The following is a 13,672-nucleotide window of genomic DNA, read 5'->3' on the forward strand; positions in this document are numbered from 1 at the left end:
GATCTTCATCGCGGTTCCCCGTCGTCCGGGTTGGCGGGACTGTAACCGAGCACGAGTAGCCGACGTGGGTGGCCCGAGGTGTTGGGTCCGCTGGCGTGGACCAGCGCCGCGTCCCAGATCAGGACCGCACCGGGCTCGGCGACCAGGGTCACGGCCGCCCTGTCGGGCGCGGCGGCGTCGGGTACGACCGGTCCCTGGTTGTCGGTCGGGATCGTCTCGATGGTGTGGCGGTGGCTGCCGGGCCAGACACGGAGCGCGCCGGCCGTTTCGGTGCAGGGGTCGAGGCAGATGGCGACGGTGAGCACCCGTGGGTAGCCGCGTGTCGCGTAGTAGGCGGCGTCGGTGTGCTTGCGGACCTCTTCACCGAGCACCGGTAGCGCTGCCCATTCGGCGGCGATGTCGACGGTCTGCTTGTACATGAGCTTGTTGTCCATGAGCTTCGGGGGCGCGCCGAGCAGGTCGGCGACGACGGCGAGCAGCGTGGGGCTGTCGGCCACCGTCGTGACGGCCGGGGACAGGTCGACCACGGGCTTGACCTTGAGCACGTACGGCTTGCCGTTGGCGAGGCGCCACCAGGTGACGCGCGTGTCGAGCGTTCTGGTGGCGACCATCCGGGCGAGCCGGTGACCGAGGAGCGTGTCGGCCTCGACACGGAGCTCCTGGATCATGGCGGGCGGGATCAGGTCCGGCAGGACCAGGTACCCGTGCGAGGCGAACCGCTCGATCTGCTGCGCGGAAACCGCCGGCGCGATCGGACGGGTCATCAGGCACCGCCTTTTGTGGCGATCGGAATCAGGAAGTCGCGGCTGGGTTTCGTCCAGTGCGGTGGGGTCTGCTCGACCGGCATGGTGTGCGGGTAGGCGGTCCATTCCGCGAAGTACCGGTCGAGGACCGCGCGGCGGGCCGGACCGATCGAGGTGCCGCTGTGGAAGAAGCTGAACCGGCCACCCGGGCGCAGGCAGCGGATCGCGACGTGGGCGACGAACTCGGCGAAGTCGGAGTCGGCAAAACCTTCCGGCGGCCAGGTGTCGTACATGATCGCGTCGAAGGCGCCGGCTGGCAGCGTCACGAGCTGCCACGGGTCGACGAACACCCGCACCGGTACGTCGAAGGCTTCGACCACCCGCGTGCGAGCCATGAGCGCCACGCCCGGGTGCGGTTCGATCGCCGTGTACGAACCGACCTCGCGCTCCGATAGCTGAGCGGCGAACACACCGAGACCGAGTCCCACCTCCAAGACGTCGGGACGGGTGAAACCCTCGGTGAGGCGGGTGACGTGCTCGCGCATCAGGGCGGCTTCGGCGAAGAACATCACGTACTGCGAGCCGATGCGTAGGCCTTCCGCATCGATGACCGCGGACTGGTCGCGTAGGGCGGCGAGGTGCCGTTGGTGCAACGCGGACAGGGTCCTCGTCGTCATAGCGGGACTCCGTCCCGGAACCGGGCCAGCGGTTCGGCGGCGAGGAAACGGGCAGCGAAGGTGGAGGCTCCAGCGACGGCGCGGCGCACCACCTCTTCGATCTCGACCACGGTCGTGGCGTCGACCTCGCGGTCCACCGAAACCAGGACGTGTGCCGGATCATCGAGCTGGCCACCGTTGCGGGCGGCGATCGTGACCTCGGCGTATACCGAGGTTTCGGCAAGCACTCGCTCGGCCGCGTCGGCGGCGAGCGCGGTGTAGATCTTGCCGGCGTGGTGGACCGGGTTCTTGCCGGCGGGCGCTTCGCCGCTTGCCGGGCGCAGCGGCTCGATGACGCCGCTGTACCGGTTGCCACGCCCGACCGCGCCGCAGTCGCCCTTGCCGAGCGAGGTGCCGAACGGCGCCAGGTAGCCGCGACCCGGCACATCCTTCGTGTTGAGATGCAGCGACAGGCCGGTGACGTACCGGGCTCGGGGCTCCTGGTCGAGCAGGGACTTCAGCTCGGCGGAGACAGTGCTCTGTGCCTCGGCGAGCGCTGCCCGGTATGCCGGCCAGGAGCCGACCAGTTCGGGATGAAACGGAACGGCGGCAGTGACCTCCAGTGCCGAGCCGATCCGGACCACCATGACCTTTACGTCGGTCCCGGCAGCGGGTACGACCTGCCGGAATCCTTCGCTGGTGAGTCGCCGTTCCAGTCGTATCGCGAGATCCGCGGCGAGGCCGCGCCGGCTGGTGCCGACGCAGACCACGGTGTCGTTGGCGACGGACTCCGTCGCAAGCACCGCGTTGATGTCCAACGCCGCGTCGGGGCGGTAGAACCTCGGGTCGTGGTCGACCGCGGTGCCTCGCGTGTTGTTGATGTGCAGGCGAAGGTATTCGAGGATGCGGCGGTCGCCCAGCGCGGCCGGGAGAACGTCGAGGACGACGGCCCGGAGAATCTCCTCGATCGGCACCTGCGTGCGACCGACCTGGTCGGTGATCTTTCCGAAGAGGTAGCAGTCGGCCGGCTTGAGGATGTCGAAGCCACCGAAGCGGACGTCGGCGGCGGCGCCGACGAGGTTCACCTTGTCGACCCAGTGGTTGGGGATGGCGCCGAACTCGCGCAGGCACCAGGACGAGTAGCGCTGGGAGAAGGCGTCGGCGAGCAGGTCGGCGAGGCTGTCCGGATGGCCGACACCCTTGCGTTCGGCGACGTCGAACGCCTGGTCGTCTGGGTCGACGCAGGCATGACGGATCGAGATCTGCATGAGGGATGCCCTTCGAGGTCAGAGGTCGTCCGGGTCGACGCCCTGTTCGGGGCGAACCGGAGGGTCGACGAGGTAGGACAGGCACTGCGACAGGACCAGCACCCGCTTGGCGGGGCAGGGTTCGTTGACGTCGGCGGGCCGGAAGGTGCCGTCGTAGAGGTTTCCGTAGCCAGTGGGCACCGAAGCGCATCGGCGTACGTCACCGGTGACGGTGACCTTGAACGAGGTGACACCGGCGGTGCACGGCTGGCCTCGGAAGGAGAGCATCCCGTCGAGGTACGGCCGGTTGAAGACGTACTCGCCGGAGTTGGCCAGTACCAGGGCCTTCTGCTCGTCGGTGTAGCCCTCCGGATAGCGGACGCCCTCGTACACGCCCTTGAACACCTTGGCCCGTACGTGGTCCACGCCCAGCTCGCGCAACCGATCCAGGTCAGCGGCAAGCCGACTGAGCAGCGGTGGATACAGCACGTACAGGGCAGTCACGTCGAACCCGCCGCGCCGCAGGATCAGGTAGTTGCGGGCGTAGGCGTCGAGTTCCAACCCGCGAAGCTCGCGTTCGGGCTGGTGGATCGCGGCGATGATCTTCGCCACCCGGCCGGCTGGGACACGCTCGGCGAACTCCGCCACGTCGTCCGAGGCGAGGTTGGTGTTGATGCTGATGAAGTGGTTACCGGCCAGACCCCGGCACAATTCGACGAACCCGGGGAACATGAACGGCTCGCCACCGGACATGTGCACCAGGCAGACCTTGCCCAGCTCGTCGAAGCGCTGGACCACCAGTTCCGGGGCCGGCTCGTCGAGGTGCTTGCGGTTGAGCACGTAGCGGATCTGCGGGTGGCAGTACTCGCAGAAGAAGTTGCAGCGGTTCGTGAGGTGCCAGTCGAACTCCCAGTCCCATGGAGGTTTGGTCTGGGTCATCGCCGAAGTACGCATCAGGTCCTCCGCTCGCCCGTCGGGGGTTCACCCGCCGGCGCAGCCCTTTTGGCGGTGCGCCGGCGGGGATGCATTCAGCAGACCGTGAACCGGCATCGCTCAGGCAGGGGATGGAAGCGTCAAGAGCGTCAATTCGTCGACCGCCGGCGGCCAACACGGTCCGGTATCTTCGCGGTACTGTCGGTTGACCCTGCGGAGGAGTCGATGGGATCGCCGCCCGTCCGCACCAACCAGACCCTCGCCGCGCACATGGCCGAAGCTGGCCTCACCCCGCGCACCCTCGCGCGGGAGATCAACCGACTCTTCGGGCCCGGCACACTTGCCGAAACCGCGCCCTACCACTGGCGCGACGCGGGCGGTATCCCCCGTCCGCCGCTGCCAGCGCTGACCGCGTACGTCATCTCCCGCCGCCTCGGCCGCATCGTGACCGCTGGGGACCTTTGGCGCGGGCAGTCCGACACCGCGGATGGCACGCTGGTAATGGCGGCCAGCACCGGCATGGAAGGGCCGTGGACACTCGCGAGCACCATGCTGGTCGCCGAGGACTGGCTGTTGGGAGGGCTGGTGGACCGGAGGATGTTCCTGTCCGTCTCCGGGGCCGCTCTCGCCCAGGCCGTGAACATCTACCTCGGCGTACACCTTCCGTCGAACGGGACCGCGCTCCCGACCGCGACACCGGACGACCCGCTCGTCGACCAGATCGAAGCCAGCGTGCCGCGCCTGCAACTGCTCGACGACGAGCGCGGCGGCGCGGCCGGCCTCGGCTACGTCGGCGCCCAGGTCCGCGCGGTCCTGCTCGTACTCCGCGACGGTGGCCACACGGACGCCACGACCCGCCGGCTGCTGGTGGCCCTCGCCGACCTTGCCCAACTCGCCGGCTGGAAGGCGTTCGACGCCGGACAGCAAGGGCTTGCCCAGCGGTACTTCTTCACCGGTCTGCGGGCCGCGCATGACGCTGCGTACCGGTCCATGGAAGCGCATATCCTCGCCGACCTGTCCTTCCAGGCCGCCTCACTCGGCGACGCCGACGACGGCCTGCGCCTCGGCGACGCCGCCCGCCGGGTTGCGAACCGGTCCGCCGCGAGCGTCCAAGCGTCCGTGCTGTCCCGCCTCGCGTACGCCCACGCCGCTGCCGGACACGTCGACCAGTGCGAGCGCACCTGGGCAGAGTCCCGCGACCAGCTCGCGAAGCGGTATCCCGACCGCGACCCGGAGTGGATGTACTACCTGACCGCGAACCACCTCGACTGCCAGGCTGGCTACGCGATGATCCTCGCCGGTCGGCAGATCGTGGCCAGCGGCAGAGGAACCGACGGGCGGGCCCTGCTCCGCAAGGGCGAAGCGCTCCTACGAACCGGCGCCTACGCCCGCCGACCAGATGTTCCCTACTAGCGGCGAGCCCTCTACGAAGGCGCCTGGCTCGCCCTCGGCTACACCGCCCACGGCAAACTCGACGACGCCTGCGCGGTAACCCGGATGGCCCTACCCCGGCTCGAGCAGGTCCGCTCACCCCGTAGCACCGCCCTGCTCAGCACCCTCGCCCAGGAACTCCGCCGACGGAAGCGGAACCAGAGCGTCGCCGACCTGCTTCCCGAGCTTGAGAACGCGCTCGCGCGTCAACCGGCCTGACACTACGGTCAAACGATGACCCGCACCGATCTTGACGCTCTGGTCATCGGCGCCGGCGTATCCGGCCTCACTACTGCCGTCTGCCTCGCCGAAGCCGGACTACGGGTCAAGATCTGGGCAGCCGAGCCACCCGAGCAGAGCACCTCGTACGCCGCTGGCGCGATGTGGGGGCCGTACCTCGTAGAACCCATCGACCGGGTACGCGTGTGGAGCGCCCAGACCCTCGATGTGCTGCTTAAACTCGCTACCGATCCGCAGACCGGCGTGCGCCTCGTCCCCGGCGTTGAAGCATCCCGTAAGCCCGTCGATCCGCCGGAATGGGGCAACCAACTCGACGGGTTCCGCATGTGCGACGTGGACGAGCTACCGGACGGCTTCGCCACAGGATGGCGCTACACCGCGCCGCTGGCCGACATGCCGACATACCTCGGCTACCTGGAACGACGTTTCTCGGCGGCCAGCGGCCAGATCGAGATCCGGCTAATCGACTCACTCGACCAAGCCGCCGGCATCGCAACGGTCGTCGTCAACTGCGCCGGTATGGGAGCGCGGGGTCTCGTTCCCGACCCCGAGCTGACTCCGATCCGCGGGCAGCTCGTCGTCGTCGAGAACCCCGGCATCACCGAATTCTTCTCCGAAGACACCGGGCTATCCCCCGACCTAGTGCACTTCTACCCGCAAGGCGAGACGGTCGTTCTTGGCGGTACCGCCCAGCCCGGCGACTGGAGCCGAGAGCCCGATCCGAACATTGCTGCCGCGATCATCGCCCGCTGCGCCAGCGTAGAGCCCCGCCTCCGAAACGCCCGCGTCATCGAGCACCGCGTCGGCCTCCGCCCCACACGACCTTACGTCCGCGTCGAAGGGGAGCGACTTGACGGCGGCACGCTGATTCACAACTACGGCCACGGCGGAGCCGGGTTCACACTCTCCTGGGGCTGCGCGAAGCACCTACTGGGACTCGTCTGTTGACGATGTACTCGGGTCCGAGTGGGAAGGCATGCCGACATGCCAGCCTCAACCAGGGAGGGCGTCCCCCTGATCTAGAACTTCGCGCCCTTACGACCGGTGCCGGCCCACAGCCCGAAAACGTCCTTCTCGCCGTCGAGGTCACCGACCGCGGAGTAGAACAGCGCGGAGACCATCCAACAGATCACTACCGGTACTGACGCTGCTGGGCCGCGCCCCGCCGAGCGATGGCCCGGCGTGCGCGTCGTGACCTGAGCGCAACGCCCCCCGTACGCATGGGAATTGAGGGTTCCACGGGCCGCGTGGAGACGTAGGTTCGCTGGTGTGCTCGACCTGACACTCGCGTCCGCGTTCGTGGTCTTCGACAATCAGGACTCCGGGTGCCTGTCCTACGGCGTCGCGGCCGCCGGGCGCCGATGGTTCGTCAAGAAGGCCACCACACCACAGGCCCGCCTCTCGCTGATCCGGGCCAGCCGGCTCCACACCGCGGTCGAGCATCCGGCGATCGTCCGACCCGAGCGGATCCTCGACGGCCCCGACGGGCTGACACTGGTGTACCCGTGGCTCGACGGCCGGGTGCTCAATCAGGCCACCACACACGGGTCGGACCGTACTGCGCTGGCCCGGTTCCAGCAGCTTCCCCTTCCCGAGGTCGAGGCGGCCATCGACACGATCCTCGACGCGCACCTGGCCGTTACGACAGCCGGTTACGTCGCCGTCGACCTGTACGACGGCTGTTTCCTGTACGACTTCGCTGCACGGCGGATGCGGCTGATCGACCTGGACGAGTACCGGCCCGGACCCTTCGTCCTCCACGCCGAGCGCCTCCCCGGCTCCCGCCGATACATGGCCCCGGAAGAGTTAGTCCGCGGCGCCGTCATCGACCAGCGCTCCACCGTCCACACCCTCGGCCGCGCGATCCAACACCTGCTGGACTCCGCAGACGGTTGGCGGGGATCCCCGGCCCAAGACCAGGTAGCGACCCGCGCAACCCGCGCGGCGCCCGCAGACCGATACCCCGACGTGGCGGGACTGGTCGCAGCCTGGCGCTCCGCGCTGATGCCATGAGGCACCGCGACGGCCGGTTCTGACGGACCTCTGCGGGCGAGATGACGCTGTGAGGGGAGCGGATCCAGGTTGTTGACCTGGTCGTACCTCCGTCGCGGCTCAGCGTGCAGAAGTGCATCCGGACGCCGGACATCGAAGACCACCGGCAGGTGAGACGCGGCTTGCCTGGCCACTGTGAGTGTTCGGTCGTTGCGCGGGGTTGTCTCCGCCGGGCACGGTTATCTGATGCAGCGCTGGGACCGACTGAACGAGCGCCAGGCGGAACTACTGCGTCGGATTGCCGACGGCGACGACCTCAGCACACCCGATGGGGTCCCCTATCGAATTTCTGCCCGTGCGCTGCAGGGACGTCGCCTCGTGGCTGTTGCGCGCAAGGGCGGCACGTGGCGGGCGACTATCACTGAGGCAGGCCGTTTCTACCTTGAGCACGGATTCCACCCCGATGACCCCGCCCACGTGGCCAGACCGTCGCCGACTCGACCGAGAAGGGAAGCGGCAGGCGTCTCACAAAGGCCGCCGGCAGCGGCCAGCATCGATGGCGCGGGCTCGGCAACGCTTGCCTTGGCCCAGCAACTCGTCGACCAACTGGACCAGGGCGACGGTGTCGTCCGTGTCGAGGAGCCCGATGAGCAGACCCGGGCGCGATACCGGCGGGCCATCCATGCGGCGAAGCAGCACAAACTCGTCCCGGACGGATACGAGCTTCGGCACACCGGCCGTGACCGTAACGACATCGTCGTCATGCTCTACAACAAGGCGAACGGCGCCAACAACGGGTGGGACGCCTTCCGGATCGCCTCGCGGCACCAAACCACGATCGACGATGAGATCATCGCCGCGTTGCAGAAGAACCCTTCGGCGCTCACCGTCTCGGCCGAGCTTCTGCCCCGGGCGTTGGAGTTCGTGCGCTTGCTCGCTGCGGCGGCCCGCAGCCGCGGGCACCGTCTGGTCGTCAATACCAAGGGTGCCCGGCCCACGCTGTCGCTGCGGCTGGAGAAGTCACAACGCGCGGTGAGGATCAGCGAGGAGTACGACAAGGTCCCGCACGTACTCACCGATGATGAGCGGCGGCGCCAGAAGCGGCAGCCCTGGATCTCGTTGCCCGAGTTCGACCGGGTGCGGAGCGGCCGTCTTGTCCTTGAGGTCAACCGCGCCGGCTACGGCAAGTCGGACACTTGGACCGACGACAAGCGCACGACGCTGGAGAGCCGCGTTCACAAGATCGTGAAGGAGGTGGAGGCGGGGTATCTCGCCGACCAACGCGAGCAGGAGGAGCGGGAGCGCGTCCGCCTGGAGGAGGAAGAGCGCTGGGAGCGGCGGAAGGCCGAAGAACGCGCGCAGTGGGAGCAAGTCAAGGCCACCGCCACGGTCCTGGCTACAGACAAGCTGCGCACAGACCGGTTCCGGGCCGCGTTCGACAGCTGGGTGGCGGCGGACGCCATCCGAAGCTTCTGCACAGCCCTCGAAGGCTCCGCCTCGTCAAGTGAAGCTGCTGGCCAGAACCTTGATCAATGGGTGGCCTGGGCGAGGAACAAAGCTGATCGGCTTGATCCCACGATCAACCCGGCGGTGCTCGCAGAGGTGGACTTCGACATCGAACCGCGCCCCAGGAATCTGGAGCCGTTCATGGGTGAGTGGAGCGCGGCCAGGCCGGAGAAGGCGTACCGCTCGGAGGCGACCCGCAGCCAGTACGCCGACATCCTCGCCTACGAGAAGACCTGGCACCACGGCATGCGCGGCAGCCCACAAGCATGGCGATGGCGCAGCTGAACCGGACCCCTGCACAGAGCAGAGCTTTAACCAGCCGTCACCCATTTATAGATTTCGGCCCAGATAGCCGCTGATAGGACTGTCATGCTGCGTGTTGGCCGGACCAGTCGGTGGTGCAGGTATTCGCGGTTCACGCGGCAGCCCGCCACTCTCTGCTGAAGATGACGTGACGTAGAGTTGCCGATGTCGGCGCCAGTCAAGCCTGTCACAAGACGCGGACATCGCCATCGAGGTGACGACACTGGCTGCGGCTGCACGAACGGAGAGTCAGACCCTATATCGATTAACGCATAAGTTTGCACTCGTGGAAAAATCCGCCAATGATGGGGCTTCGTGCTGACGACCGGCGCGCGGCTGGCGGGTGGCATTCGTCCAGTATCTGGGCACGCACGGAGAAGTTCGAGGGCAACCCCGTCAAGCAGCTCCTCGTTCCAGCGAGCACCTTTCACGCTGTCTCAGGCAGTGATGGGGCACTTGAAGTCGCCAACAACTACGGCGTCTGGCCAGCTGCCAGCAGTGAGGCTCCACTCGATCAAGACATCCTGTGGCTAAGGCTTCCGGCCGGCACGGGGCCCGGAGATTCGCTGACCCGAGCGAGTTGGCACCTACCGAGCGCACTCGTCCGCTCTGCACCATCCGAGGTTCTTGAGTCGTATCGGGACGCGATCACCTTTAACGAAGACACCAAGGAGAGTCTTGGCCTTCGATCGCCGCAACTCGGAGCGATGCATGCTGTGCTCGGCTACTGGACCACCAAGCGGACCACCCCGGCCACGGTGGTCATGCCGACAGGCACCGGCAAGACGGAGACCATGCTCGCGCTTCTGGTCGCCGCCCGCATCAACCGATTGCTGGTGCTGGTCCCCTCCGATGCCCTACGTGAACAGATCGCGACCAAATTCGAGACGCTCGGCGTGCTGCAGAAGCTGGGTATCGTCAGCAGCTCGGCGGCCGGCCCGGTGGTGGGGCGCGTCCAACAGCGCTTCACCACCGTCGACGCGGCAGAGTCGTTCGCGCAGGCGTGCAACGTCGTCGTCGCGACGCCCCAGGCGATGAACGCCTGCCAGCCCGAAGCACTGGCAGCCCTCGCCGGCGCCTGCTCCCACCTGTTCGTCGATGAGGCCCACCACGTGGCCGCGCGTACATGGTCTGCGATCCGCGATTTCTTCGTGGACAAGAACGTGGTCCAGTTCACGGCAACCCCGTTCCGCGAGGATGGCAAGCATCTTCAAGGCCGTATCATCTACTCCTTCCCATTGCGGGAAGCTCAGGCGCAAGAAGTCTTCTCGCAGATCGATTACACCGCCGTGATCGACTTCGAAGACCTGGACCTTGCGGTGGCGGAGCAGAGCATCGCCAAGCTGCGTGCGGACCTTGCGGCCGGGTTCGACCACGTTCTGATGGCTCGCGTCAGCGGCATCCCTCGGGCGAAGGAGCTCAAGCCGCTCTACGACAAGCTGGCCGCAGATCTCCAGCCGGTCATCATCAACAGCCAGATGCCCGCAAAACAGCAACGCGAAGCAGTCAAGGCGCTACGGGAAGGCCGCTCGCGCATCGTCATCTGCGTCAACATGCTCGGGGAGGGCTTCGATCTGCCGTCCCTGAAGGTCGCCGCGGTGCACGACCCGCAGAAGAGCCTTGGCGTCACCCTACAGTTCATCGGCCGCTTCGCGCGTACGTCATCGAACGGCAGGTACGGCGACGCATCGATATTCGTCGCTCGCTCCGAGATCGACGTGGACAGGCGTCTACGGACGCTGTACGCGGAGGATTCCGACTGGAACCTGATCCTGCGCAACCTCACCGAGACCGCGGTGCAGGGACAGCAGGATGTCAGCGACTTCGAGGAGGGCTTCACCAGCTTGCCGGAAGACGTCACGTTGCGGAGCCTGCTGCCGAAGCTGAGCACGGTCGTCTACCGAGCCCCTACTGACAGGTGGGAACCGGAGAACCTGGTCGACTTCTTCGGCGAGGACCGCATGTTCACCCAGCCCATCGGCCTGAACACAGCTGCCGGGATCGCGTGGTGTGTCGTGGAGAACCGTGACAGCGTCCGCTGGGGTGACCTCAAGACCATCGAAGAGGTCAGCTACGAGTTGTACGTTCTCTACTTCGACCGGGACAAGCGTCTGCTGTACATCAACAACTCCGCCAACGACGGGGTCTTCGAGGACCTCGCGATGGCAGTACTGGGTGCTGGCGCGACGCGCTTCACGGGCTCGACGGTCTACCGCGTGATGGCCGACATTGACCGGCTAGTGCCGACGAACGTCGGCGTCCTCGACGCCCATGACCAGTTCCGCCGCTTCTCCATGCACGTGGGCTCCGACGTGACGGCGAGTTTCACCCAGGCCGAGGCTGGCACGAAGTCGCAGACGAACATCTCCGGCGGCGGGTACCGCGACGGTGAGCGGGTCAACATCAGCGCCTCCCTCAAAGGCCGCATCTGGTCGCCCGCCACCGCACGCGATCTCAAACACTGGCGAGACTGGTGCGACTCCGTTGGCGAGAAGCTGCTCGATGACACGATCAGCATCGACAAGGTCATCGGACAGTTCATCCTGCCCGAGCGCCTCAGCGGCCGGCCCACCGGCGTCGTCTTGGCAGTCGAGTGGCCGTGGCAGATCCACACAATGCAGGCCGACAACCTGAGGTTGTCGTTCCAGGACCTCACATACGAAGCCGTCTACACCGACCTCGTTCCGGACACCGCCGCGACCGAAGGCCCGTTCCGTTTCGACGTGCGGACCAAGGGGTGGTCGGTGACGTACGAGGCCACCGTCGAGAAGGGCCGCCTCGTCTACCGGTGTATCGGCGATAAAGAGATCAAGATCGTCCGCCCACGCTCCGAGCACAACCTGAGTGATTGGCTCAACCAGATCGGTCTCACCTTCATCCTTGACGATGACCGGATCATCGAGGGCGACCTGCTCTACAAGCCAACCTGGGACAAAGAGCCGTTCGACCGCGCCAACCTCACGCCTCTCGACTGGACCGGCACCACCATCTCAGTCGAATCCCAGACAAAGGACCGGCTGACCCACTCCATCCAGTACCGAGCCATCGCCGAACTCAAGGCTGAGAGCGAGCCGTGGGACATCATCCTCGACGACGACGGCAGCGGCGAAATCGCCGACATCGTGGCCATTCGGATCAACAGCGAAGGTCTGCTGATCCGCCTCGTGCACTGCAAGTACTCGCACGGTGAGAACGTCGGCACACGCGTCGAAGACCTGTACGAGGTCTGCGGGCAAACCCAAAAGTCGATCATGTGGCGGCGCAGCGATCTAGGCCCGTTCTTTCGCACACTCGATGACCGGGCCCGCAAGAAGCAGCGGCGTGACGGCGTCAGCCCCTTCGAGGTCGGAGATATCAAGGCGCTCTACAGGATTCAGGAGCAGTCAACCGTACTTCGGCGACGCATGGAGATGGTGATCGTCCAGCCGGGCCTGTCGGCCGCTAGGGCAACGACCCAACAACTGAACCTGCTCGCTTCCACACAGGCATACCTCAGAACGACGATCAACGCGCCGCTCGCGGTCTGGTGCAGTCGCTAGAGACGATGCTTGGTCATCAGCGCACCGGCAAAGCGGAATCCAAGACAGGGGTTCGACTGGGATCCGGCTGCCGTACTGACGCGCACCCTGCCCACCCGGCACCAGCAGCCGCCCTCGTGCACGGTGAGCGACCCGGGCCCCGTGGTCCAATGCCGGAGGCGGGGGAGGAGTGCGGGTGGGGGTGGCCCGTTCATTGGTAAAGCTGTGAGTGTCCGTGAAGAGCTGGTGACCGACGCCGAGCGGCGTAGGCGAAACCGCGAGCAGCGGCGGGAGATTCTATGCCGACTGGAGGAGGACGCGGCGGGACCTCCGCCGTTCAGGGTGACCCTTGCCCAGGCTCGGGTCAAGTGGCCGGAATGGGAAGCGGCGCACAACGATCGACGCGAGAAGGGCCGCCGTGCCGCCACTGAGGAGTTCGGGCCGATCATGGCCAACCTCCTCCTCGACATACACCTACCGGAACTGCCGCCGCCAACAGAGGTCGTTGCCTACGCGCTGGAAATCGAATGCGGGCACGAGGACTTCTGGCTGGTCAAGCGCATCGACGTACCCAAGCCACCACCCGAGCGGACCCCCTGCCCGATCTCCTGGTCATGCCAGCTCAACGACGGCAGGACAGCGGTCCGCTATATCGAGCCGGGTGAACCCGAGCCGGAGCACGCCGGGTTCGGCATGACACGATGGTCGGTCACGCTAGCCTGCGGGCACGAGAGCGAGGTGCTGCGCACGGAGGACGAGAAGTCCCGCGTCGGTGACCACATGGTGTGCCGCATGTGTGAGCCGGACGACCCAGACTTCGACATCGAGATCGTCGCGCTCGGCGAACGTCTTCCCGACGTGATGGTCCAAAACTGGGAAGTGGAACTGGACTGCGGGCACCTCGGCACCGACCACTTCATCCCCGTCAGCTTCCAACATGATCCGGCCGCATACCGAGCGCAACATCCCCGCCGGAAGGGACTTAGCTGCATCAACCGAGCATGCGACGAGCGAGAAGTACGCAACGTCCGGCGGCTTGGAGTGAGGTGATCTCAACAAGGCCGTGCAGTGGGTTGCGGATGACACGGGCATTGCGTCCATAG

At 66.6% G+C, this 13,672-nt stretch carries 11 protein-coding genes; 7 read left to right on the forward strand and 4 right to left on the reverse strand.

The genetic code is table 11. The annotated features are described in order from the left end of the window. Nucleotides 1–5 precede the first annotated feature (5 nt). Genes ACFOYX_RS27945 through ACFOYX_RS27960 form a run of 4 tightly spaced genes read right to left on the reverse strand, consistent with a single transcriptional unit; the run spans nt 6 to nt 3,585 of the window. On the reverse strand, nt 6–764 hold the full coding sequence (locus ACFOYX_RS27945; RefSeq protein ID WP_322443763.1) for a phytanoyl-CoA dioxygenase family protein: 759 nt from the start codon (nt 762–764) through the stop codon (nt 6–8). Continuing rightward, nucleotides 764–1,420 (reverse strand): class I SAM-dependent methyltransferase, encoded by a 657-nt coding sequence (locus ACFOYX_RS27950; RefSeq protein WP_377534536.1) that lies wholly within the window; start codon nt 1,418–1,420, stop codon nt 764–766. Before ACFOYX_RS27950 ends, ACFOYX_RS27945 begins: the two co-directional genes overlap by 1 nt. After that, complete coding sequence (locus ACFOYX_RS27955) at nt 1,417–2,667, reverse strand: methionine adenosyltransferase (RefSeq protein ID WP_322443762.1); 1,251 nt, start codon at nt 2,665–2,667, stop codon at nt 1,417–1,419. The genes ACFOYX_RS27950 and ACFOYX_RS27955 overlap by 4 nt, the downstream gene beginning before the upstream one ends. An 18-nt stretch (nt 2,668–2,685) precedes the next feature. After that, nucleotides 2,686–3,585 carry a radical SAM protein gene (locus tag ACFOYX_RS27960; protein WP_322443779.1) on the reverse strand — a complete coding sequence of 300 codons (900 nt, stop codon included), beginning with the start codon at nt 3,583–3,585 and terminating at the stop codon, nt 2,686–2,688. A 219-nt stretch (nt 3,586–3,804) separates the two neighbouring features. On the opposite strand from ACFOYX_RS27960, the gene ACFOYX_RS27965 reads away from it, so the two are divergent. From ACFOYX_RS27965 to ACFOYX_RS27995, 7 genes are all read left to right on the forward strand, one after another. Next, entirely contained in the window at nt 3,805–4,992 is a 1,188-nt protein-coding gene (locus ACFOYX_RS27965; protein ID WP_322443761.1) for a carph-isopro domain-containing protein, read from the forward strand. An 84-nt stretch (nt 4,993–5,076) separates the two neighbouring features. Then, on the forward strand, nt 5,077–5,229 hold the full coding sequence (locus tag ACFOYX_RS27970; RefSeq protein WP_322443760.1) for a hypothetical protein: 153 nt from the start codon (nt 5,077–5,079) through the stop codon (nt 5,227–5,229). 15 nt (nt 5,230–5,244) lie between these two features. Beyond that, entirely contained in the window at nt 5,245–6,198 is a 954-nt protein-coding gene (locus ACFOYX_RS27975; RefSeq protein WP_322443759.1) for an FAD-dependent oxidoreductase, read from the forward strand. Between the two features lie 321 nt (nt 6,199–6,519). Continuing rightward, nucleotides 6,520–7,263, forward strand: a complete 744-nt coding sequence (locus ACFOYX_RS27980) for a serine/threonine protein kinase (protein WP_322443758.1) — start codon at nt 6,520–6,522, stop codon at nt 7,261–7,263. A gap of 225 nt (nt 7,264–7,488) precedes the next feature. Next, nucleotides 7,489–9,033, forward strand: coding sequence for a hypothetical protein (locus tag ACFOYX_RS27985; protein WP_322443757.1), 1,545 nt, complete (start codon nt 7,489–7,491; stop codon nt 9,031–9,033). Nucleotides 9,034–9,353: 320 nt separating this feature from the next. Next, nucleotides 9,354–12,590, forward strand: a complete 3,237-nt coding sequence (locus ACFOYX_RS27990) for a DEAD/DEAH box helicase family protein (protein ID WP_322443756.1) — start codon at nt 9,354–9,356, stop codon at nt 12,588–12,590. Nucleotides 12,591–12,815: 225 nt separating this feature from the next. Beyond that, nucleotides 12,816–13,619, forward strand: a complete 804-nt coding sequence (locus tag ACFOYX_RS27995) for a hypothetical protein (RefSeq protein ID WP_322443755.1) — start codon at nt 12,816–12,818, stop codon at nt 13,617–13,619. Nucleotides 13,620–13,672: the final 53 nt, after the last annotated feature.

Source organism: Micromonospora sp. GCM10011541 (genome assembly GCF_042650725.1).
Classification (GTDB): domain Bacteria; phylum Actinomycetota; class Actinomycetes; order Mycobacteriales; family Micromonosporaceae; genus Micromonospora; species Micromonospora sicca.